A 22,059-nucleotide genomic window follows, 5' to 3' on the forward strand; every position below is an offset into this window, starting at 1 on the left:
CGGAAGACTGTGCGGGTGACGTCAATACTGCAGAACATCTCGGTCGACTGCTCCGATCCCTACACGCTGGCCCACTTCTGGAGCGAGGTCCTCGGCGTGCCCGTCGACCCGGACGACAAGCCCGGCGACGACGAGGTGGGCATCCCCCTGGAGGAAGGCCGGGAGCTGCTGTTCCTGAAGGTCCCCGAGCCCAAGGCCGTGAAGAACCGCCTCCATCTGTGCGTGGCGGCGCAGGAATCGCGCGACCGGGAAGTCGAACGGCTCCTGGGGCGGGGCGCGTCGATGACCGACGACCGCCGCAACGACGACGGCACCGGCTGGGCAGTGCTCGCCGACCCCGAGGGCAACGAATTCTGCGTGCTGCGCAGCGCTGCCGAACGGCAGGGAGTCCAGGCCCAGTTCACGCCATGAACCCGGACGTGACGCCGGACGTGACGACCGGACGATCCGCTGATCCGGATGAACGGGCCTAGGACTCTCGGCGAGGGCCTAGTCCGCGCGTCGCGTTCACGGGACGGTCCAGCGGCCCAGGCCTGCAGCCCGTTACGCACCGCCGGGACCCGCTCTAGCGTCGGCGGACATGGAACCGGACATGGTCACCGACGGAACCGACAGCAGCGGCACGCTGGACGAGGCGCTGGAGCGCCTGCACAGCAGCGGCCCCGAACGCGACGGCTGGCCGACCAACCACGCCCCCATGGCGGTGGAGGCACTGGTACGGCACGGGCAGGCACCCGTGGTGCACCGCTGGATCGACGGCTACCGGGACAAGCTGGAGGAGATGCCCTCGCCGTCGTCGCATGTGACGGACGCGGTGTGGCGTGAGGCTCTGGGCGATCCCCGGCGGCTGGCCGACTGGATCGGCTACTTCACGCGGGCGCTCGGGGAACGTCCCTGGCGCGAGGTGCTTGCGCAGTGGTGGCCCCGGCTGCTGCCGGGCATCAGCGCGGCGGCGACGCACGGCGTGATCCGGGTGGGGCACGCAGTGCGGACGCTGCTCGGCCCGGAGGACGCCGGTCCCGGGAGTTCCCCGGCCGCGCCCCGGGTGGCGGAGCTCGCACACGCCCTCGGCTACTGGGCGGCCCGCCATTCGGTTCTGCCCGGGATCACGCTGCTGCCGGCGGCGGATTCGGCGGCGGCCGGCCTCGCAGCCGTGCCTGCCGTCCCGGACCAGAACGGCGGCATCCGGGAACGGCTGGTCCAGCTCGGCGCCCTTCCCGCCCGTCCCGCGACCGAGGGGCCGGACCCGGCGCACACCGAGAAGCGCCTGAAGGACGTGGTACGGGCGACCACGCACCGCTACGCGACCCACGCGCACGGATCACCCGTGATGCTCGTACACGCGGCGACCGCGCCGAACGCGGTGCTGCGGACGCTGCCCGCACTGCCCGAGCGGCTGTGGCTGCCGAGCCTCGACGCTGCCTGGTCGGCGGCCACCGCCGTCACGGCCGCCTACACCCCCGCCGCCGCCGCCGCGCCCGCGGCGTTCGAGGCGGCCGCCGGTCTCACCGCCGACGAGGTCTTCGAACGTGCGGCGGCCCACGGCGACGAGCACACCATCAAGCTCACCGACACCGCTGTGGATGTCGCCGCCTGGGAGACGCGCGGGGAGAACGCCGACGGCGGCCCGGCCGCCCTGGCGGCCGCGCTGCGCGCCGTCGAGCTCATCGACCCGGCAGTCTGACCGCGCTCCCGGGGCGGCGGTGCACCGCTTTCACTGCCCGGACAGCTCGGCCGCGAAGGTCTCGTACGAGCGTTCGTCGAAGAGCACGAATCGCACTTCGTCGAAGTCGTCCGCCTCCTCGCGCACGGCGGCGACGGCGATACGCGCCCCGTCGTCGACCGGCCAGCCGTACACGCCGGTGGAGATCGCCGGGAAGGCGACCGTGCGGGCGCCCGACTCCCGTGCGACACGCAGCGATTCGCGGTAGCAGGACGCCAGTTGCTCCGAGCGGTCCTCGCTCTTCGTCCAGACGGGTCCGACCGTGTGGATCACCCGTCGCGCCGGCAGCCGCCCCGCCGTCGTGGCGACGGCCTGCCCGGTCGGCAGGCCGTCCGGATAGCGGGAGGAGCGCAGCTCACGGCACTCCGCGAGGATGTCGCCTCCGCCCTTGCGGTGGATGGCGCCGTCGACTCCCCCGCCACCCAGCAGCGAGGAGTTGGCGGCGTTGACCACCGCGTCCACATCCTGGTCGGTGATGTCGCCCCGGACGATCGTGACGCCTGCGTTCGTCGGATTCGGCATACGGGTCATCCTCCCACCGTCCGGCTGCCATTGTGCGTACCACTGGCGGCGTGCGCGCACCCTGGCAGCCACCATGACCGTGGGATAACTTGCGTCACCAGCTGTGTCCCGACCGCCACTCGCTGCCCCGACCGCCCCTTCCCGGAAGGACGCCCGCCGATGTCCAGCGCCCCCTCCCGCCGCTCGATCCTCGGCGGCTCGGCTGCCGCCCTCGGCGCCCCGCTGCTCACCGCCGGCAGCGCGTCCGCGGCCACTCCTCCCGGCGGGCCCGCGCACGGGCGCGTCACGACGGGCGCCGAGGCCGCTGCGGCGTCCGGCTGGAGGATGCTGCGCGGCCGCAAGGTCGGAGTGGTCAGCAATCCGACGGGCGTGCTGCGGGACACCAGTCATGTCGTGGATTCCATGGCCGCGCGGAAGGAGCTGAACATCGTCGGGGTCTTCGGCCCCGAGCACGGCTTCCGCGGCAGCGCGCAGGCGGGCGAGTCCGAGCCGGAGTTCGAGGACCCGCGCACAGGCCTGACGGTCTACGACGCGTACGGCGCGGACGCCGCGAAGATGGCGAAGCTCTTCCGCAAGGCGGGTGCGGACACCATCGTCTTCGACATCCAGGACGTGGGTGTGCGCTTCTACACCTACATCTGGACGATGTACCAGGCGATGGTCGCCGCCCGTGACACCGGAGCCGCCTTCGTCGTCCTGGACCGTCCGAATCCCGTCGGCCGGCGGGCGGACGGGCCGATGATGACGGAGGAATTCACGTCCGGTGTGGGTCTGAAGCCGATCATCCAGCAGCACGGCATGACGGTCGGTGAGCTTGCCGGCTACTTCAACGGCGAGCTCCTGCCCGGCGAGGGCAAGGGCGGCAAGGCCGATCTCGAGGTCGTACGCGTCCGTGGCTGGGATCCCTCGGCACCGGCGCAGGAGACGGGGCTTCCGTGGGTGCCGCCGTCGCCGAACATGCCGTTCCCCGACACCGCCACCGTCTACTCGGGCACGGGCTACTTCGAAGGCACGAACCTCTCCGAGGGACGGGGCACCACGCGGCCCTTCGAGTTCATCGGCGCCCCCTACCTCGACTACCGGTACAGCGACAGGCTCAACGCCCGCAAGCTGCCCGGCGTCCGCTTCCGTGAGGGCTACTTCGTGCCCACATTCAGCAAGCACGAGGGCAAGACCTGCGCGGGCGTCCAGATGCACGTCACCGACCCGCGCCGCTACCGTCCCATTCCGACGGCGGTGGCGATGCTGGCCGAGGCGGCGCGCTACGACGGCTTCGCCTGGCGCAAGGACGACGACCCCCGCCCGTACTGGATCGACAAGCTCTCCGGTTCGACGCGGCTGCGGAAGATGCTCGACGCCGGCAAGGACACCGACGAGATCACCGCGGCCTGGGAGGACGAGGTCCGCGCCTTCGACCGCACCCGGAGGCAGTACTTCCTCTACCGCGGCTAGCCAGGGCACGGCAGTGCCCCCGCTCCGCCGGACAAACTGGGGGTGTGACGGGCGATGCGGGGGCTCTGGCCCTGAGGGCTGATACCGAGGGTGCGCCCGTCACATCCGGGACGCAAGATAAGGGGCCCCGCCTGCTCCCTTGCGGGAACAGACGGGGCAGGCCCGCTCGCCACCCCCCACAGGAGCGAACGGGAGCCTCTGAGTCACCTCTGACTCATGACGACTGATGCCGAGAGTGCGCCGAGTTGTCCGCATTGGCAATGGTTCAGCAGAAACATTCACAAATTCGAGTCCTCCCGGTGGCGGACCGGCGGACTCCGCGGCCGGCGGCCGGAGCCGCGGTGTCCGGTGCGGCTACCGCTCCAGGGGCTTGTTCGCGCCCTCCGGCAGCTTCAGGTACACGAGTGCGGAGATCAGGCACAGCACGGCCACGTACCAGGGAAAGGCGTCAGGCCGGCCGAGGTCCTTGAAGAGCGTGCCCATGTACGGGGCGGTGCCGCCGAACAGCGCCACCGTCGCGGAGTACGGGAAGCCGATGCCGGACGCGCGTACGCGGGCGGGGAAGACCTCGGCGTTCACCGCGGCGGCGACCGAGGTGTAGCCGGTGAGCAGGATCATGCCCGCGCACTGCACGAGCAGGAGCGAAGTGAACGACTGCGTTATGGAGTTCAGCAGGGGCACGCACAGCACGGCGAAGCCGATGGAGAAGACGAGCAGCAGCGGCTTGCGCCCCACGCGGTCGGACAGGAGGCCGCCGAGCGGCTGCAGCAGGGCGAAGAACGCGAGCGAGACGGTGCCGATCAGCAGCGAATCGCCCTTGTCGAAGCCGACGTTGACCTGGGCGTACGTCGGAAGGTACGAGGTCCAGGTGTAGTAGGCGATCGTCGCACCCGTGGTGATGCCGCAGATGAGCAGCGATTCACGAGGGTGCGTGCGCAGCGCCTCGAAGAGGCCGGGGCGCGGTGCGGCCTGCTGTTCGGCGCTGCGGGTCTCCTCCGAGCTGCGCCTGATCCAGAAGCCCACGAGGCTGAGCAACGCTCCGAGCACGAACGCGGCCCGCCAGCCCCATTGGTGCATCGCTTCGTCGTCGATGCCGGCGACAAGCAGTGCGGTGACACCGGAGGCGATGAGCTGCCCGACGGTGGTGGAGACGTACTGGAAGCTGGAGAAGAGCCCGCGCCGCCCCCGAGGGGCCGACTCCACGAGGAAGGTGGTGGCAGCGGCGAACTCGCCGCCCACGGAGAGCCCTTGAAGCAGCCTCGCGATGACGAGCACGACGGGACCGAGCAGCCCGGCGGCGGCGTAGGTGGGGGTCAGCGCCAGCAGAAGGCTGCTGCCGCCCATCAGCAGAATCGTGACCGTCAGTGCGGCACGGCGTCCACTGCGGTCGGCGATCGCCCCGAGCAGCAGCCCGCCGATGGGACGCATGAAGAACCCGACGGCGAAGACGGCGAACGTCGACAGCAGGGGGACGAGGGAGTTGTCGGCGCTCTTGGGGAAGATCTCGGCGGCGATGAAGGTGGCGAGGAATGTGTAGGCAAGCCAGTCGTACCACTCGACGGCGTTGCCTACGGAGGCGGCCAGCAGCTGCCGGCCGGGGCGCATCTGCGGCGTCTCAGGGGCGGACTGCGTAGGCCCCGGGGCATCGGTGGGCTGCGTCATGGCCCGTCGTCTCCCCAGATCTCACGTGCGCACACGCGTGTGAATGAACGCTCACGAAACCCGCCGGCGCGCTCTCATCCCGACAGCGCGGCAGCGAAGGCGCCCCTTGCCTGGACGACACCGCTGCAGGTCTCGTCCACCTCGCGCTTCGCGCCGCCCGCGCACTCCCGGTCGCGTGCCGAGGACCACATGGACAGCCCGTCGAGGTCCCGTTCGGCGGCGAACGCGGCCAGCTGTGCCGCGTCGTCCAGCGTGAAGGTCTCGGTCTCGATGTCGTTGACGCCGATCATCACCGTCATACGCAGCGCCCGCCAGGCGCCGGCGTCGGACAGCCCGAGCAGCTCCGTGAGCTGGTCATGCGTGGCCCGGGCCGCCGCGATCGCATAGTCGCCCATGTCACCGGTGTGGGAAGGGCTGTAACTCATCGCCATGACATTCACGGCAGAGATCTCCACGTCCAGACGGGCCGCGCGTCGGAGCAGCTCCTCGCCCTCCTGCGTCAGTCCCGTGGGCATCACGGGAAGGGTGAACGAAACGGCCGGTCCGTCGCGCCGGCTCTGCAGCAACCTGACCGCCTTCGCCCGGCGCGTCCCGGCAGCGGAGTCCTCCAGCGTGTCCCCCTCGATGTCCAGGTCCGCCGTCGTCGCGCCGACCTGCGTGAGCACCTGGTCGTAGGCAGCGGCGAGTTCGGCGGTACTGTCGCAGGCCACCGCGAGTTCGGTGCCGGTGGCGCCGCCGAAGGACACGCGGATCTCCTCCCCGGTCTCCCGCAGCGCACGGACCCGCCTCTTCACGGCCGCGTCGTCGATCGCGGTCCCGTCGTCCCACATGGGGCTGCACTCGTTCCGCCCCGAGGCGACGGCGAAGGCCACGTAGTACGCAGACGGGCTGCCCGCGGTGTCGGTGCGGGCGGCCGTGGTGGCGTTCACGTAAGGAGCGAACGGGGCGGCGGAACCGCTTCCGCCGGCGCCGTCACCGGCGGGTGGCGGACCCGCCGCCGAGCATCCCGCGCAGACGATCGCGAGTACGACCGCGAGCCGGACCATCCAGTGCCGCACGTCGGTCTCCTCTGCCGCGTCCTTCGGAAGTGCTCCCGCAGCAAGGCGGCCGGCGAGAGCGCTCCGTTCAGCAGAACCATTGCACTTCCCCGGGGTGTCTGACGGGCTCACAGAGAATTCACAAGAACGGTCTCCAAGGTGTGCGCGCATGAGCCTCTCGCCCACTGACACGCATGCCAACGACCGCAGCCGGCACGGGAGTACGGATCAGGCCGAGGACCCGGACGGGATCGTCTTCGTGGACTCCACCGGCCGGCGGGCCCTCCTGCTGCGCCGAGCCGCGATCATCTTCGGAGCCGGGGTCCTCGCGTACGGGGGCATGCTCGGAGTGGCCTTCATGGGAGGTCCGTCGCTCGCCCCTTCGGAGCTGGCCCCCTTCGACAGCGTCGGCAACACGCAGGATTCGGGCAGCACCAAAGTGCGCCCGGCCAGTTCACCCTCCGCACAGCCCTCGCAGAGGCCGTGCCGGAAGAGGTGCGCCAGGTTCTGCAGGAACCATCCCGAAAAGCCGTGTACATGGAAGGAGTTCAGAAAGACGGTCAGGGAGAACCGCGAGAAGCGCAAAGCCGCACAATCCGCCCCTTCTTCCGCTGAGGGCTCCTCGAGCAGATGACCTCCACCGCCACCCGTGCCAGGCACGCCAAGCCCGGCCAGCTGTCCGCCGCCCGCCGGCCCGCCGTCTTCGGACCACGCGTGGTCCTTGCTCTCATCGCTCTGCTCGGGCTGGCCGGCGTGATGCTGTTCAACGGCTATCTGCACGCCGAACTCGGAGACGACGAACGGGTGCGCGAGAACGCCTCCTCCGACCGTGTCCCCGAGCGGGTGCTCAACGGCGGGTCCATGCTGTCGTTTCCCAACGGCAAGGCGCGCAGCCGGGCCGTTCCGCGCAAGACCGTCGCGCTCACCTTCGACGACGGGCCCGATCCGCGGTGGACCCCGAAGATCCTCTCCATACTGGAGAAGTACGACGTACCGGGCACCTTCTTCGTCGTGGGATCGATGACCGCCCGCCATCCGGGCGCCGTCCGTGACATCGTCGAGGGCGGCAACGAGATCGGCGTCCACACCTTCACCCATGTCGACCTCTCGTACCAGAGCGCGGAGCGCGTCGAACGGGAGATGGCCCAGACACAGCTCGCCCTTGCCGGCGCCGCGGGAGTCAACACCTCGCTCTTCCGGGCCCCTTACTCCTCCACGTCCGACGCGGTCGACAACTACAGCTGGCCCGTGTACAAGCGGCTCGGCGCCATCGGCTACACCAGCGCCTTCGTGGACACCGACAGCGAGGACTGGCAGAACCCCGGCGTGGAGAGGATCGTCGAGAACGCCACGCCCAAGGGCGCCAAGGGCACGTCCGTCCTCTTCCACGACTCCGGCGGCGACCGTTCTCAGACACTGGCGGCACTGCCCGCGTACATCGAGAAGATGAAGGCGCGCGGGTACACCTTCACCACGGTCAGCGAGGCGATGCGCCGGCCCAGCGCACTCAAGCCGGTTTCCGGAACCTCGCTGTGGCAGGGCAGGGCGCTCGTCACGGCTACCGCCGTCGCCGAGTTCACCATGCCGGCCCTCGTCGTCGGGCTCACCGTCGTGGGCGTCGCCGTGCTGGCCCGCTCCGCGCTCATGCTCGTCCTCGCCCGCCGTCACCACCGGCAGCGCAACAGCCGCGGCTTCCTCTGGGGCCCGGCGGTGGTGGAGCCTGTGAGCGTCATCGTCCCGGCGTACAACGAGAAGGAATGCATCGTCGGCACGGTCACCTCGCTCGCCCGGAGCACACATCCGGTCGAGATCATCGTCGTCGACGACGGTTCGACGGACGGCACACCGGAGATCGTCGAGGCGCTCGGCCTGCGCAACGTCAGAGTCCTGCGGCAGGAGAACGCGGGCAAGGCCGCCGCTCTCAACAGAGGGATCGCCCAGGCCCGTTGGGGCATCGTCGTGATGATGGACGGAGACACCGTCTTCGAGCCGGACACGGTCCACGAACTGGTGCAGCCCTTCGGTGATCCTTCCGTCGGCGCGGTCGCGGGCAACGCCAAGGTCGGCAACCGCAGGACCCTCATCGGGGCCTGGCAGCACATCGAATACGTGACGGGCTTCAACCTCGACCGCCGCATGTACGACCTGCTGCGCTGCATGCCGACCATCCCGGGCGCCGTCGGCGCCTTCCGCCGCGAGGCGCTCGCGCACACGGGCGGCATGAGTGAGGGGACCCTCGCCGAGGACACGGACGTCACCATTGCCTTGCAACGCAGCGGCTGGCGGGTCGTCTACGCCGGGCACGCCCTTGCATGGACCGAGGCGCCGGGCTCCATGCGGCAGTTGTGGCGGCAGCGCTACCGCTGGAGCTACGGCACGATGCAGGCGCTCTGGAAACACCGCCGGTCCGTCCTGGACCGGGGACCCTCGGGGCGATTCGGCCGGGTCGGGATGCCGTTGGTCGTCCTCTTCCAGATCGTCACGCCGCTCCTCGCGCCGCTGATCGACCTCTTCACCCTCTACGGGGCGGTCTTCATCGACCCGTTGAAGTCGCTCGTCGCCTGGGGGCTCGTCCTGGCCGTCCAGCTGATGACCACCGCCTACGCCTTCCGGCTGGACGGAGAGAAGTACCGCTACCTGCTGATGCTGCCGCTGCAGCAGATCGTGTACCGGCAACTGATGTACCTCGTACTGATCCACTCGTGCATCACTGCCGCGACCGGTGGCCGCATGCGCTGGCAGAAGCTCAAGCGCACCGGCGAGGTCGGAGCGCCTGGGGTGGGATGACGCAGGCGGGCCCTCCGGTGCGTACCAGGCCCCTGTGCGTACAGGGATGCGCCTGGGGTGGGTGCTCAGTGCACGGGTGCGTCGGCCGGCGATCCGTCCTGTGCGGGGGTCTGCGTGGAACCTGGTGCGGTACCGGGCGCGGCACCGGGCGCGCTCACGTCCGCCGGAACGGACGGGCCGCTCCCCCGCTCGCCGCCCGGCGGCCCCGGCGCGGCGGTGACGCGGGCGTCCCGCCGCACGAGCGCCGCGTACCGCCCGTCCGCGGCGAGGAGTTCGGCGTGGGTGCCGCGCTCGGCGATGCGTCCCCCGTCCAGCACGACGATCTGGCCGGCGTCCCTGACCGTGGAGAGACGGTGGGCGATGGTGATCGTCGTGCGGCCCGCGGAGAGGGCGTCGACGGCCTGCTGGACCGCGCGTTCGGTGCGCGTGTCCAGAGCGCTCGTCGCCTCGTCCAGGATGAGGACGGGCGGGTCGCGCAGGATCGTACGGGCCAGGGCGAGGCGCTGCTTCTCGCCGCCGGAGAAGCGGTGGCCGCGCTCCCCGACGAGGGTGTCGTACCCGTCGGGCAGCGCGGCGATGTGGTCGTGGATCTGGGCCGCCGCTGCGGCGGCGATCAGCTCCTCGCGGGTCGCGCCGGGCTTGGCGAAACGCAGGTTGTCGGCGACGGAGGCGTGGAAGAGGTACGTCTCCTGCGAGACGACCCCGACGGCCCGCGAGAGGGTGTCGAAGTCGAGGTCGCGGACGTCGACGCCGTCGAGGGTGACGCGCCCCGCGGTGACGTCGTACAGGCGCGGCACGAGATGGCCGAGCGTGCTCTTGCCCGAGCCGGTGGCGCCGACGACGGCGAGGGTGGTGCCCTCGGGGACGGCGAGGTCGATGCCGTCCAGAGTCGCGGGGGCGCCCTCCCCGCCGTAGGCGAAGCAGGCCTGCTCGAAGCGGACTTCGCCACGCACGTGCTCCAGTCTGACGGGCGCGGCGGGTTCCTGGATGTCGACGGGCAGGTCGAGGTACTCGAAGATGCGCTGGAACAGGGCGAGCGAGGTCTGCATCTCGACGCCGGTCGACAGCAGGGAGACCGTGGGCCGCAGCAGCCCCTGCTGGAGGGTGACGAAAGCGACGAGCGTGCCGATGGAGAGGCCCGGCCCGCCGAAGTGGACGAGCATCCCGGCGGTCCAGTACAGCAGCGCGGGGATGGCGCCCATGACGATGCCGATGACCGACATCCGCCAGCGGCCGGCCATGTGGGAGCGGACCTCCAGGCCCACGAGCCGTTCGGACTCGCCTGCGAAGTTGCGGGTGAGGTCCTCGGCGCGGCCCATGGTCCGGCCGAGCAGGATGCCGCTGACGGAGAGCGACTCGGTGACGAGGGCGGACATGGCGGCCATCTGCGCCTGCCGCTGGGCGGTGATGCGCTTGCGCTCCCGCCCCACGCGGCGGCTGATCCACACGAAGAACGGAAGGAGCAGCAGCGAGGCGGTCGTCAGCCGCCAGTCCAGGGCGAGCATGGCGGCGACGGTGGCGACGACGCCGGTGAGGTTGGAGACGAGCGACGTGGCGGTGGAGGTGACGGTGGCCTGCATTCCGCCGATGTCGTTGGCGATGCGGGACTGGACCTCGCCGGTGCGGGTCCGGGTGAAGAAGGCCAGCGGCATCCGCTGGAGCTTGGCGTAGACGTCGGTGCGCAGGTCGTGCATGACGCGCTGCCCGACGGTGGTGGACAGATACGTCTGCAGCACGTTGAAGACGCTGCTCATCACAGCGATGCCGATCAGCCCGAGCGCGAGGACGGTCAGCAGGCCGGTGCGCCGGCCGGGAATGGCGACGTCGAGGATCTCGCGCAGCAGGAAGGGCGAGGCGACGGAGACCAGCGAGGAAGCACCGACGAGCAGTCCGACGACGGCGAGGCGTCCCCTGTAGGGGCGGAAGATGCGCAGGATGCGCCTCACCTGCCGGGGCTCGTGCCCGGCGTCGTCGTCCTTCGGCTGCGCGGTCCACTCGGTGGTCTCGGGGTGCAACGGGCTCCTCGGGCTCGGAGTTCATGCGCCGGTACGGCGCGGGCGTGCGGGGCCGGGGTACGGCACCGGCGTACGGCGCCGGTGCCGGGATCCGGAGCCCCACGGGCTTCCGGGGCCCGGACGCCTGGCCTCCGGACACCGGACGCCGCTCGCCAAACGGTCATTCGAGACTACGCGCAGCACGGGGAGCCTCCGAACGCGGAATCCGGCCGGAACCCCGCCCGTGAGCTGCCCCTAGCATGGGCCGCACATCCGTCCGTACGCCGCGTCCCCAGGAGAGACCATGCCGCTGCTCGACCCAGGACACGGCGCGCTGCGGCCCCAGCCGGGCGCCGGTCACGTGCCCGCACACGACCGGGTCCCCGAGGGCCTGGCCGGCGGTACGCCGCAGCCGCTCCGCGGCGACCTGGTGCGGCTGCTGGGCGAGGAGAAGGTGCTGTGGAAGGTCTCGGACCTGGTGCGCTACGCCTCGGACGCCAGTCCGTACCGCTTCGTACCGCAGGTCGTCGTGGTCGCCGAGGACTCCGGTGACGTCTCGAAGGTGCTCTCCTACGCCCGCGACCACGGCCGTCAGGTCGTCTTCCGCGCCGCGGGCACTTCGCTGAACGGCCAGGCGCAGGGCGAGGACATTCTCGTCGACGTACGCCGGCACTGGGCCGGGGTCGAGGTGCTCGGCGAGGACGGCCTCCGTGCCCGCATCCGGCCCGGCACGACGGTGGTGCGGACGAACGCCGCGCTCGCCCCGTACGGGCGTCTGATCGGCCCGGACCCGGCGAGCGCGATCGCCTGCACCGTCGGAGGCGTGGTCGCCAACAACGCCTCCGGGATGACCGCGGGCACGACCCGCAACTCCTACCGCACGCTCGCCTCTCTCACGCTCGTCCTGCCGTCGGGCACGGTCGTCGACACCGCCGATCCGGAGGCCGAGGAGCATCTGGCGCGTGCCGAACCGGCCCTGTGCGAAGGGCTGATGGCGCTCAAGGCGGAGATCGAGGCCGACGCGGAACTCACCGCCCGCATCCGCGCCAAGTACGAGCTGAAGAACACCAACGGCTACCGTCTGGACGCCTTCCTCGACGGGTCGACCCCGGTGAGCATCCTGCGCGGGCTCGCCGTCGGGTCCGAGGGGACCCTCGGCTTCATCTCCGAGGTCGTCTTCGAAACGCTTCCCCTGCACCGGCACACTTCGACGGGGCTGCTGTTCTTCCCCTCGCTCTCCGCGGCCGCGTCGGCGGTGCCCCGCTTCAACGAGGCGGGCGCGATGGCGGTCGAGCTGATGGACGGCAACACCCTCCGCGCCTCGGTGAGCGTGGCGGGCGTACCGGCCGACTGGGCGGAGCTGCCGAAGGGGACCGCGGCGCTGCTGGTGGAGTTCCGGGCACCGGACGAGACGGCGCAGCGGGAGCGGGAGGAGGCGGCCGAGGCGCTGATGGCAGAGCTCGAACTCGTGGCGCCCGTACCGTCGGTGACCAACGCCTTCACGCGTGACGCGAAGACGATCGGCTTCTACTGGAAGGCGCGCAAGGCGTTCGTGTCGGCGGTCGGCGGTTCCCGTCCGTCCGGTACGACCCTGATCACCGAGGACTTCGCGGTGCCGCCGTCCCGTCTCGCCGAGGCATGCGAAGCGCTCCTCGCCCTGCAGGAACGCCACGGCTTCGACGCGGCCGTCGCCGGACACGCCGCACACGGCAATCTGCACTTCCTGCTCGCGTTCGACGCCGCCGAGGAAGGGGACGTGGCGCGCTACGCGGCCTTCATGGACGACTTCTGCCGGCTGACGGTCGAGCGGTTCGACGGCTCACTGAAGGCCGAGCACGCCACGGGACGCAACATCGCGCCGTTCCTACAGCTGGAGTGGGGCGAGCGGGCCACCGAACTGATGTGGCGCATCAAGCAGACCGTCGACCCGGACGGCGTGCTGGCGCCCCGCGTGCTGCTGGACCGCGATCCGAAGGCCCATCTGCGCGGGCTGAAGTCCATTCCCAAGGTCGAGGCCGTGGCCGATCCGTGCATCGAGTGCGGCTTCTGCGAACCCACCTGCCCCAGCGGCGACTTGACGACCACACCGCGCCAGCGCATCGTGCTGCGCCGGGAGATGCTGCGCCAGCCCCCCGGGTCCGCCGTGAACGAGAGCCTGCTGGAGAGCTACGGCTACGACGCGGTCGACACCTGCGCCGGGGACTCGACGTGCGCGCTGGCGTGCCCCGTCGGCATCGACACGGGCGCGATGATGAAGGACTTCCGCCACCGCCGGCATTCGCCGCTCGAGGAGCGCAACGCCGAGCGTGCCGCCCGGCGCTTCCATCTCGTGGAGAGGTCGGCACGGCTGGCGGTCGCCGCCGCGGACGGGCTGCGCCGCAAGGTGATGCCGCGGCGGGGCGAGAAGTTGCTGGAGTCCCTGACGGGCGCGGCACGCAAGGCCGTACGTCCCGATCTCGTACCCGAGTGGCTGCCGCAGATCCCCGCTGCCGCGGCGAAGCGGCTGCCCGCCACGGACCGCCTCGGCGCTGCCGCCGTCTACTACCCGGCGTGCGTGAACCGCATCTTCGGCGAACCGGACGGCTACGAGGGCCCGTCGCTGCCGCAGTCGATGGTGATCGTCTCGGCGCGGGCGGGGCGCCCGGTGTGGATTCCCGACGACGTCGTGGGCACCTGCTGCGCGACGATCTGGCACTCCAAGGGGTACGAGGCGGGCAACGCCCTGATGGCCAACCGGATCGTGGAGGCGGCCTGGCGCTGGACGGACGGGGGCGAGCTGCCGCTCGTGGTGGACGCGTCCTCCTGCACGCTGGGCATCGGCGAGGAAGTGGTGCCGTATCTCAGCCCCGCCAACCGGAAGCTGCACGAGCGGCTGAGGGTCGTCGACTCGGTCGCGTGGGCGGCCGGGGAACTGCTGCCGCGGCTGGAAATCGAGCGGCGCACGGGCTCGGCGGTGGTCCACCCGACCTGTTCCATGCAACACCTGGGCACGACCGAGCAGTTGCGTGCCGTGGCCGAGGCGTGCGCCGAGGAGGTCGTCGTCCCGGTGGACGCGCGCTGCTGCGGCTTCGCCGGCGACCGGGGCATGCTGCACAAGGAGTTGACCGCTTCCGCGGCGGCACGCGAGGCGGCCGAGGTGACCTCGCGGGACTTCGACGCGTACCTGTCGGCGAACCGGATGTGCGAGGTCGGCATGGACCACGCTACGGGCGGCCGGGGCTACCGCTCGGTGCTGCTGGACCTGGAGCGGGCGACACGGCCCGACTGACCGCCACAGCGCTCCGTGCTGTGGCGGTCAAGCGGTGCGTGGCCTACGACTTGGCGCCGGCGTGCAGCGCCACCACGCCCTTCGCCGGGACGGTGGCCTCGGCCTTGCCGTCGTCGCCGACGGTGACCGTGTTGCCGTCGCACTTGTCCGGTGCGGCCTTCGCGACGTTGCAGTACGTGCCGGCCGGCAGCGACGTCGAGAAGGTGCGCTTCAGTTCGCCGTCACCCGCGTTGAGAGCGACGAAGCCCTTGCCCGCGCGCCCGAAGGACAGCGCGCCGCCCTCCGACCACCAGTCGGTCAGCTCGGCGTCCCCGACGGCGTTGCGGAAGCCGACCATGCCGGTGATCTCCTGCTTCGCGTGCATGCCGGTCCAGCCGTCGCCGCCGCTGGGCGGCCCGGCGTCCTTGTCGGACCACTCGTAGCCGGAGAAGACGTTCGGCGAACCGTAGGGGTGGGCCAGCATGAAGGCGTTGGCGAGCTTGTGCAGGTCGCCGTCCTTGTAGGTGAGCGTCGAACCGTTGCGCTCCGTGTCCCAGTTGTCGACGAACGTACGGGTCTGACCGCTCGCCAGCTTGCCGTCGGCGATGTTCTTCAGGGCGCCCGCGTCGCCGCCCTGGAAGGCGCTCTTGAGATGCTTCCCGAACCGGAACTCGTCGACGTCCCCGAGGCCCGTGTACTCCTCCGGCTGGACTGCCTCACCGTCACCGTGGATGACCTCTGAGACCCAGAAGCCCGGGTCGGCCATCTTGCCCTTGACGGCCTTCAGGTCGTCGGCGGACATGTGCTTCGCGCCGTCGATGCGGAACCCGTCGACGCCCGCCTCCCGGAGACCGTCGAGGTACCCGGCGATGGTGGAGCGCACCTTGTCGCTGCCCGTGTCGAGGTCGGACAGGCTCACGAGTTCGCAAGTCTGCACGTCCTCCCGGTTCTTGTAGTCGGAGATGTCCTTGCGGCAGGCGTGGAAGTCGGAGTCGCCGTAGGTGCCGGGGTAGTCGTACTTGCTGTACTGGGTGCCGCCCGTGCCCGTACCGGACCCGGCTGACATGTGGTTGACGACCGCGTCCGCGATCACCTTCACTCCCGCTTCGTGACAGGCGGCGACCATGCTCTTGAAGGCGTCGGCGTCACCGAGCCGTCCGGCGATCTTGTAGCTGACGGGCTGGTACGAGGTCCACCACTGCTCGCCCTTGATGTGCTCACTGGCCGGAGACACCTCGACGTATCCGTATCCGGCGGGGCCGAGCGTGTCCGTGCACTCCTTGCCGACTTCGGCGAAGGGCCTCTCGAACAGCGTTGCCGTGACCGTCTTTTCACCAGGCGGTGTCGCATGGGACGGCCATGCCGTGACGGCGGTGACACCGCCCGCTGCCAGGACCGCGGCCGTGCTAGCGCAGATCAGATGCTTCTTCATCGTGTGCGACTCCTTCGTCGTCGGACACAGACGTGCCGAAGAAGGCAGCCACGCGCCAGGCCGCCGTGGGGGGTTGGGAAGGAGCCTGACGCCGCTCTCGTGTGCACGTCAATATGTGGAGCAATTGTTTCCAACGGTTTTCTGAAAACTCTTGCTTCCAGGCGGGGTTCGCCGCGCGGCGTCCGACGGCACGTCCGGCGGACCGGCCGAATGCCGCTTGGGGAGCGACAGTTGAGGAGGCGGGCCGGCGCCGCACGCACCGGCGACGACCCGGCGTGCTCTACCGGGCCAGGGCCGCCCTGTCCCCCATGACCACGGCCGGGTACTCGTCCGGGTCCAGCGTCCGCAGCAGGTACTGCATGCCCGCGCGTGAGATGCTCACGCAGCCCGACGTGCCGCTCCCGTGGTCCAGGTGCAGCCAGATGCTCCCGCCCTTCGACTGCCCTTCGGGGCGTGCCGGGTCGAGAGGCGAGGTGCCCTCGACGCGGTTGTAGTCGATGGCGATGACGTGGTCGAAGTCGTGCCGCGTCTTCTTCGGCCAGTACGAGGGCGGGGTGAAGTCGGCGCTCGCGGTGTAAGGCAGCTTCGCGTCAGGCGCGGGACGTACGCCGCCGGCGTCGGTGAGGGTGAAGACGCCCACGGGACTTCGCTTGTCGTCCTCGCGGTGGTCGCGCGTCCAGCCCTTGCGTCCGTTGTGCGCCGGCCAGCTGCGCTTCTGGGTCCACTCATCACCCTTCTTGGTGAACAGCCGTACGGTCGCGACGGCCGAGTCCTCTCCCCTGCCGTAGACGGCCACGACCTGGCGGGACTTACCTGGGATCTCCTTGTGCAGCGCGTCGCCCACACCCGGGATGCGCGTGGGGTCGGTCTTCTGCGCTCCGTCCGTGCCGGGCTTCTTGGCACCCGGGTCCCCGGCGGCAGCGGTGTCACGGCCGCCGCCGGGGCTGTCGCCGTCGCTGCCGTCGCTGCCGCAGGCGGCCACCGTCACGGCGAGGGCGGCCGCGAGCGCCCCTGCCGCGGCCGTCCGCGCCGCCCGTGCGGCCGCCGTACGGCCCTGCACCGCCCGCCTGTTGTGCCCCTGAGAAGCCCGAGTCCCGCGCATGGCCCCATGCTCCCACTGCTGAGACGGAGGGCAGGGCCGACCGGGCGAACGGCGGCCCGTGGACCAGGCGAACGGCCGGTCAGGGGCCTGCCGCCCGCTGACCGGGACGGGCTGCAGGAGTTGAGCCGGGCAGGGGTCACCGGCCTGAAAACCCGTTGCGTGACAACGTCGGCACGGCGAGTCTTGCCGGACGGCCGCCGCACCCTCACCGGACCGCCGTGTACACCGGGTCACCACTCGTACCGAACCGCACTGGGACGTCATGCAGATTCGCGATCTACCGTTTCCCGACCCAGGCGTCCCCGATGTGCGGTCGGGTGCGCGCTTTCTGCTGTGGCTGGGCCGCAGGCAGCTGCGGGGGCAGGCGAAGGCGCTCGGCTGGGGCACGCTGCACATGGCCTCGGTGGCCTTCGTTCCGGCCGTCGTCGGGCTGGCCCTGCAGGCGGTGGTGTCCGGTTCGGGAGGCGGCCTGGCGGAAGCGGGGGCGGTGCTCGCCGTCATCACCGTCACGGTGACCGTCGGCGACACGATGCTGCACCGCACGGCGGTCACCAACTGGATCACGGTCGCGGCGCGTGTTCAGCAGCTGCTGGCCCGCAGGACGGCCGCGCTGGGGTCGACACTCACCCAGCGGGTCGCGGCGGGCGAGGTGGTCGCCGTCTCGACCGGCGACATCGAGAAGATCGGCTGGTGCGTGGAGGCGGCCTCCCGTTTCAGCGCGGCCCTCCTCGTCACCGTCGGCGTCTGCACCGGTCTCGTCTTCTACGAGCCGCAGCTGGGGGCAATGGTCTCCGTGGGGGTGCTGGTGCTCGCCCTGACGGTCCTGCCGCTGCTGCCGCGCGCCACGCGCCGGGCAGATCTGCAGCGGGAGAAGGCGGGACGGGCCACGGAGCTGGCGGCGGACACCGTCGCCGGGCTGCGCGTCCTGCGCGGCATCGGCGGCGAGGAACTGTTCCTGACGCGGTACCGGCGGGCCTCGCAGGAGGTCCGCCGCGCGGCCGTGCGCACGGCACGGATGTGGGCGCTGATCGAGGCAATTCAGATCGCGCTGCCGGGTCTGCTCCTGGCGGGCGTCGTCTGGCACGGCACCCGGCTCGCCCTGGACGGGCGCATCGGCGTGGGTGAACTGGTCACGGTCTACGGAGCCGTGACCTTCCTCCTCTTCCCGCTGCGGCTCTTCCAGGAGTTCGCCATGGCCTACTCCTTCTCCCGGCCGTCCGCGCAGCGGGCCGCCCGCGTGCTGTCACTGCGCAGGGCGAGCGGGGACGGAGAGGGCGAGGGCGAGGCCGGCCACAAGGGCGCCGACTCCGGAAGCACCGGCGCGGGCCCCGGCACGGGCCCGGAGCCGGCGTGCGGGGCACCGGCCCCGCAGCCGGCGGCGGAGCCGGAAGCGGGCGACGCCCTCGGCGGCGACCTCTGCGACCCCGTCACCGGACTGCTCGCCTCCGCCGGACAGTTGACGGCCGTGGTGTGCGGCGACCCGGAGGCCTCGGGCAGGCTGGCCGACCGGCTGGGCGGGCATGCGCCGGAGCACGACGGCTCCGCCTCGGTTCTCCTCGGGGGCGTGCCGCTGGACGGTGTGCCGCTCGCGAGGGCGCGCACGGCCGTACTCGTGCAGGACAAGGACCCGGTGCTGCTCTCGGGCACGCTGCGGGAGCTGCTCGACGTGCCCGGCTCCGGAGCGGTGACGGCACAGCGCGCACTGGACGCCGCGCAGTGCGCGGACGTCCTGGACGCGCTCACGCAGGGCAGCCCCGAGGCCGGCGGCGATCCGCTCGAAGCGTCCGTCACCGAACGGGGGCGGTCCCTCTCGGGCGGCCAGCGGCAGCGGCTCGCGCTGGCACGTTCGCTGGTCACCGATCCGCAGGTGCTGGTGCTGGACGAGCCGACATCGGCCGTGGACGCCCACACCGAGGCACGCATCGCACGGTCCCTGCGGCGGGTGCGCGCGGACCGCACGACCGTCGTCTTCTCCTCGAGCCCGCTGATGCTCGACCAGGCGGACCTCGTCGTCCTCGTGCGAGGAGCGGAGGTGCTCGCCGCGGGCACCCACCGCGAACTGCTGCGCACTCACGCCGGATACCGGTCCGTCGTCACACGCGATCCGGACGGAGCCGGCGGACTCCCCGACGAGGGGACGGCGGCCGGTTCCGGGGCCGGGGCTGCCCCCGCCCCTGCCGCCACGCCCGTACCGGACGGCCGTCCGCGGCTCGCACAGGCAGAAGGAGCCGACCGCGCATGACCGCTTCCACGGCCTCCGCCCGCGGCGCCTCCTTCGGCGTCGCACCGCCCGACTACGACCCGGCCGCCTCGGAGAACGCCACCACACTGCCGGTCGGAGGGCCGGCCACGGTCCGCAGCTATGTGCGCGAGCTGCTGCGGCGGCACCGGCGTGCGTTCGTCACGCTCGTCTCCGTCAACGCCGTCGCGGTACTGGCCTCGATGGCCGGGCCGTATCTGCTCGGCGGCATCGTCGAGGACCTCACCTCCGGCAGCAAGGACCTCCAACTCGGCCGCGTCGTCGGCCTGTTCCTGCTGGCGCTCGCCGTCCAGAGCCTCTTCGTGCGGGAAGTGCGGCTGCGCGGGGCGATGCTCGGTGAGCGGATGCTGGCGGACCTGCGTGAGGACTTCCTGGTGCGGTCGGTCGCCCTGCCGCCCGGGGTGCTGGAGCGGGCCGGCACGGGCGATCTGCTCTCCCGGATCACCACGGACATCGACCGCCTGGCCAACGCGATGCGCGAGGCCGTCCCGCAGCTGTCCATCGGCGTCGTATGGACGGCGATGCTGCTCGGGGCGCTCACGGCCACCGCGCCGCCGCTGGCGCTCGCGGTTCTGGTCGCACTGCCCGTGCTGCTGTTCGGCTGCCGCTGGTACTACCGCCGCGCACCGGGCGCATACCGTTCGGAGGCCGCCGGATACGCGGCCGTCGCCGGTGCGCTGGCCGAGACGGTCGACGCGGGCCGCACCGTGGAGGCCCACCGGCTGGGCGCGCGCCGCATCGCGCTGTCCGAGCTGCGGGTGGCGCAGTGGACGGCGTGGGAGCGCTACACGCTCTGGCTGCGCACCGTCCTCTTCCCCGTGGTCAACGTCACCAACCTGCTGCTCGTGGCTGGGGTGCTGATCCTCGGCGGCGTCTTCGTGCTGTGGGGCTGGATCGGCGTGGGCCAGCTGACGACGGGTGCGCTGCTTGTGCAGATGCTCTTCGAACCCGTCGGGCTGATCCTGCGCTGGTACGACGAACTCCAGGTCGCCGAGGTCTCGTTGGGCCGGCTCGTGGGGGTGCGGGAGATCGAGCCGGACTCCGGTGACACGAGTCTCGCGCCCAAGGGCCGCGAACTGCACGCGGAGGACGTCCGGTTCGGCTACCGCGCCGGCACCGACGTACTGCACGGCGTGACGATGCGAGTGCCCCCGGACACCCGGGTCGCGCTCGTGGGCCCCTCGGGGGCGGGCAAGTCCACGCTGGGGCGGCTGCTGGCGGGCATCTACGGGCCGGGCACCGGCCATGTCGCCCTGGGCGAGGCCGAGTTGTCACGGATGCCCGCGGAGCGGGTCCGCCGCCATGTCGCACTCGTCAACCAGGAACACCACGTCTTCGTCGGATCGCTCCGCGACAACCTGCTGCTGGCCCGTACGGGCGCGAGCGACGCCGAACTGTGGGCCGCGCTGGGCGCGGTGGACGCCGGCGAGTGGGCGCGGTCCCTGCCTGACGGTCTGGACAGCGAGGTCGGCTCCGGCGGGATCTCCGTCGCCCCCGCTCACGCCCAGCAGATCGCCCTGGCCCGGCTGGTGCTGGCGGATCCGCACACGCTGGTGCTGGACGAGGCCACGTCGCTGCTGGATCCGCGTGCCGCACGGCACCTGGAGCGTTCACTGGCGCGGGTGCTCGACGGGCGCACCGTCGTCGCCATCGCACACCGGCTGCACACCGCTCACGACGCGGATGTGATCGCCGTCGTGGAGGACGGCCGGATCAGCGAACTCGGCAGTCACGACGCCCTGGTGGCGGAGGACGGCGCGTACGCGGCGCTGTGGCGCTCCTGGCACAGCTGAACGGCCGCGGCCGGGTCGGCCCGGGGGCAGGGCTGTGCCGGGTCGGCCCGCGGAAGGGCTCTCTCCGGCCTGCCCGCGCGGGTCAGCCTATGACGCCGAGCGCGAAGAGCCCTCCCACACCGCCGAGCACCATGAACAGGGGCATCAGCAGCCAGTTCTCCACCCACGCCCCGGCGCGGAAGCGCATGAACTGCGGTGTGCCCAGCGGATACCAGCGCTTCCCGTTTATCGGCAGGGGCCACAGGACCGGGCAGCCCGAGATGGTGATCGCGTCGCCGAGGTTGTGGACCAGCGCACCCAGCACGATCGGCAGCCCGAGCCACAGATACTCCTGGCCCTGGCCTGTGAAGAGCCACCCCGCGCCGTTGCCCGGTTGGTCGAGGACGTCGGCGAGGATCCAGGCGCTCGTCGCGCCCAGCAGCCACACGAGGATGTCGCTGGAGACCCGGGCGGCACGCCACAGCAGCCCTTCCACCGCGAGCACCATGTGGATGAAGAGGATCACCAGCACCGCCCAGCGGCCGCCGAAGACCGCTGCCGCGGAGAAGCCCGCACCGAGGAAGAGCGCCCACGGCCAGGTGTGTGTGAGGGTGCGGTGCCCTCCGGAGCGGCGCCGCTCGCCGCTCCCGCGGGTCGCGTTGTAGACGGCCTCGGAGAGCTTGTCGATCACTCCGCACAGCCCCCGGGATATGGGCCCGAACGCGCGGGAGATCGTGGCCGACTTGTGGTCGAGGTCCGGGGCCAGGGCAGCACCCGAGCTGATCAGGGCACCCGCCAGCACCACCGGCCAGGGCATGGGGTGGTCCAGTGCCGCGGCCGCGGCTCCCACTCCCAGCCATGCGGCCGCCCCCGACAGCGAATGCGCCGGTCCCATCATGTCCGTCCCCACCCCTGTGGCTGCTCGCGGCGGGGCCGCCCGCGGGCGGCCCCGGTCCCAACTGCCGCCGTGCGCACTGTGATCGCCCGGTCCGCTGACACCTCGTCGGCGAGACAGCGTATCGGCAGATGATCACGGGGCGGCCACCGGTTCCCGGTAGCGGAAGCAAGG

The 22,059-nt window shown here is 71.4% G+C and carries 15 protein-coding genes; 8 read left to right on the plus strand and 7 right to left on the minus strand.

Annotated features, from left to right (window positions below):
* Nucleotides 1–15 precede the first annotated feature (15 nt).
* Nucleotides 16–411, plus strand: coding sequence for a VOC family protein (locus ACSMXX_RS00800; protein ID WP_473182072.1), 396 nt, complete (start codon nt 16–18; stop codon nt 409–411).
* A 169-nt stretch (nt 412–580) separates the two neighbouring features.
* A complete protein-coding gene (locus tag ACSMXX_RS00805; RefSeq protein WP_473182073.1) occupies nt 581–1,684 on the plus strand; it encodes a questin oxidase family protein in 1,104 nt (367 codons plus the stop codon).
* 30 nt (nt 1,685–1,714) lie between these two features.
* On the opposite strand, the gene ACSMXX_RS00810 is transcribed toward ACSMXX_RS00805, so the two are convergent.
* A complete protein-coding gene (locus ACSMXX_RS00810) occupies nt 1,715–2,245 on the minus strand; it encodes an O-acetyl-ADP-ribose deacetylase (protein ID WP_473182074.1) in 531 nt (176 codons plus the stop codon).
* Nucleotides 2,246–2,404: 159 nt separating this feature from the next.
* Here ACSMXX_RS00810 and ACSMXX_RS00815 point away from each other — a divergent pair, with 159 nt between their 5' ends.
* Nucleotides 2,405–3,697, plus strand: coding sequence for an exo-beta-N-acetylmuramidase NamZ family protein (locus ACSMXX_RS00815; protein ID WP_473182075.1), 1,293 nt, complete (start codon nt 2,405–2,407; stop codon nt 3,695–3,697).
* Between the two features lie 354 nt (nt 3,698–4,051).
* On the opposite strand, the gene ACSMXX_RS00820 is transcribed toward ACSMXX_RS00815, so the two are convergent.
* Nucleotides 4,052–5,359, minus strand: coding sequence for an MFS transporter (locus ACSMXX_RS00820; RefSeq protein ID WP_473182076.1), 1,308 nt, complete (start codon nt 5,357–5,359; stop codon nt 4,052–4,054).
* Between the two features lie 74 nt (nt 5,360–5,433).
* On the minus strand, nt 5,434–6,417 hold the full coding sequence (locus ACSMXX_RS00825; protein ID WP_473182077.1) for a chitinase: 984 nt from the start codon (nt 6,415–6,417) through the stop codon (nt 5,434–5,436).
* A gap of 148 nt (nt 6,418–6,565) precedes the next feature.
* On the opposite strand from ACSMXX_RS00825, the gene ACSMXX_RS00830 reads away from it, so the two are divergent.
* Together ACSMXX_RS00830 and ACSMXX_RS00835 are read left to right on the plus strand one after the other, a co-directional pair.
* Nucleotides 6,566–7,030, plus strand: coding sequence for a hypothetical protein (locus ACSMXX_RS00830; protein WP_473182078.1), 465 nt, complete (start codon nt 6,566–6,568; stop codon nt 7,028–7,030).
* Nucleotides 7,027–9,183, plus strand: coding sequence for a bifunctional polysaccharide deacetylase/glycosyltransferase family 2 protein (locus ACSMXX_RS00835; RefSeq protein ID WP_473182079.1), 2,157 nt, complete (start codon nt 7,027–7,029; stop codon nt 9,181–9,183). The genes ACSMXX_RS00830 and ACSMXX_RS00835 overlap by 4 nt, the downstream gene beginning before the upstream one ends.
* Nucleotides 9,184–9,248: 65 nt before the next feature.
* Here the strand turns inward: ACSMXX_RS00835 and ACSMXX_RS00840 are convergent, their stop codons facing one another.
* Nucleotides 9,249–11,198 (minus strand): ABC transporter ATP-binding protein, encoded by a 1,950-nt coding sequence (locus ACSMXX_RS00840; protein ID WP_473182080.1) that lies wholly within the window; start codon nt 11,196–11,198, stop codon nt 9,249–9,251.
* 283 nt (nt 11,199–11,481) lie between these two features.
* Here ACSMXX_RS00840 and ACSMXX_RS00845 point away from each other — a divergent pair, with 283 nt between their 5' ends.
* Nucleotides 11,482–14,445, plus strand: coding sequence for an FAD-binding and (Fe-S)-binding domain-containing protein (locus tag ACSMXX_RS00845; RefSeq protein ID WP_473182081.1), 2,964 nt, complete (start codon nt 11,482–11,484; stop codon nt 14,443–14,445).
* A 43-nt stretch (nt 14,446–14,488) separates the two neighbouring features.
* Here ACSMXX_RS00845 and ACSMXX_RS00850 read toward each other — a convergent pair whose 3' ends face one another.
* Nucleotides 14,489–15,856 (minus strand): alpha-amylase, encoded by a 1,368-nt coding sequence (locus ACSMXX_RS00850; protein WP_473182082.1) that lies wholly within the window; start codon nt 15,854–15,856, stop codon nt 14,489–14,491.
* A 280-nt stretch (nt 15,857–16,136) separates the two neighbouring features.
* The gene (locus ACSMXX_RS00855) at nt 16,137–16,958 is read right to left on the minus strand and encodes a L,D-transpeptidase family protein (protein ID WP_473182083.1); all 822 of its coding nucleotides are present in this window, start codon (nt 16,956–16,958) and stop codon (nt 16,137–16,139) included.
* Between the two features lie 262 nt (nt 16,959–17,220).
* Here ACSMXX_RS00855 and ACSMXX_RS00860 point away from each other — a divergent pair, with 262 nt between their 5' ends.
* Together ACSMXX_RS00860 and ACSMXX_RS00865 are read left to right on the plus strand one after the other, a co-directional pair.
* Nucleotides 17,221–19,200, plus strand: a complete 1,980-nt coding sequence (locus tag ACSMXX_RS00860) for an ABC transporter transmembrane domain-containing protein (protein WP_473182084.1) — start codon at nt 17,221–17,223, stop codon at nt 19,198–19,200.
* A complete protein-coding gene (locus ACSMXX_RS00865) occupies nt 19,197–21,011 on the plus strand; it encodes an ABC transporter ATP-binding protein (RefSeq protein ID WP_473182085.1) in 1,815 nt (604 codons plus the stop codon). The genes ACSMXX_RS00860 and ACSMXX_RS00865 overlap by 4 nt, the downstream gene beginning before the upstream one ends.
* Before the next feature lie 82 nt (nt 21,012–21,093).
* Here the strand turns inward: ACSMXX_RS00865 and ACSMXX_RS00870 are convergent, their stop codons facing one another.
* The gene (locus tag ACSMXX_RS00870) at nt 21,094–21,888 is read right to left on the minus strand and encodes a metal-dependent hydrolase (RefSeq protein WP_473182086.1); all 795 of its coding nucleotides are present in this window, start codon (nt 21,886–21,888) and stop codon (nt 21,094–21,096) included.
* Nucleotides 21,889–22,059 lie beyond the last annotated feature (171 nt).

It is taken from the genome of Streptomyces sp. DSM 116795, assembly GCF_055792905.1.

Excerpts from the sequence above, each read along its gene's own strand:
- ACSMXX_RS00805 (WP_473182073.1), top strand. The coding sequence starts at position 581 with ATGGAACCGGACATGGTCACCGACGGAACCGACAGCAGCGGCACGCTG.
- ACSMXX_RS00865 (WP_473182085.1), top strand. The coding sequence starts at position 19,197 with ATGACCGCTTCCACGGCCTCCGCCCGCGGCGCCTCCTTCGGCGTCGCA.
- ACSMXX_RS00870 (WP_473182086.1), bottom strand. The coding sequence starts at position 21,888 with ATGATGGGACCGGCGCATTCGCTGTCGGGGGCGGCCGCATGGCTGGGA.
- ACSMXX_RS00855 (WP_473182083.1), bottom strand. The coding sequence starts at position 16,958 with ATGCGCGGGACTCGGGCTTCTCAGGGGCACAACAGGCGGGCGGTGCAG.
- ACSMXX_RS00845 (WP_473182081.1), top strand. The coding sequence starts at position 11,482 with ATGCCGCTGCTCGACCCAGGACACGGCGCGCTGCGGCCCCAGCCGGGC.
- ACSMXX_RS00850 (WP_473182082.1), bottom strand. The coding sequence starts at position 15,856 with ATGAAGAAGCATCTGATCTGCGCTAGCACGGCCGCGGTCCTGGCAGCG.
- ACSMXX_RS00815 (WP_473182075.1), top strand. The coding sequence starts at position 2,405 with ATGTCCAGCGCCCCCTCCCGCCGCTCGATCCTCGGCGGCTCGGCTGCC.
- ACSMXX_RS00835 (WP_473182079.1), top strand. The coding sequence starts at position 7,027 with ATGACCTCCACCGCCACCCGTGCCAGGCACGCCAAGCCCGGCCAGCTG.
- ACSMXX_RS00830 (WP_473182078.1), top strand. The coding sequence starts at position 6,566 with ATGAGCCTCTCGCCCACTGACACGCATGCCAACGACCGCAGCCGGCAC.
- ACSMXX_RS00860 (WP_473182084.1), top strand. The coding sequence starts at position 17,221 with ATGCAGATTCGCGATCTACCGTTTCCCGACCCAGGCGTCCCCGATGTG.
- ACSMXX_RS00820 (WP_473182076.1), bottom strand. The coding sequence starts at position 5,359 with ATGACGCAGCCCACCGATGCCCCGGGGCCTACGCAGTCCGCCCCTGAG.
- ACSMXX_RS00810 (WP_473182074.1), bottom strand. The coding sequence starts at position 2,245 with ATGCCGAATCCGACGAACGCAGGCGTCACGATCGTCCGGGGCGACATC.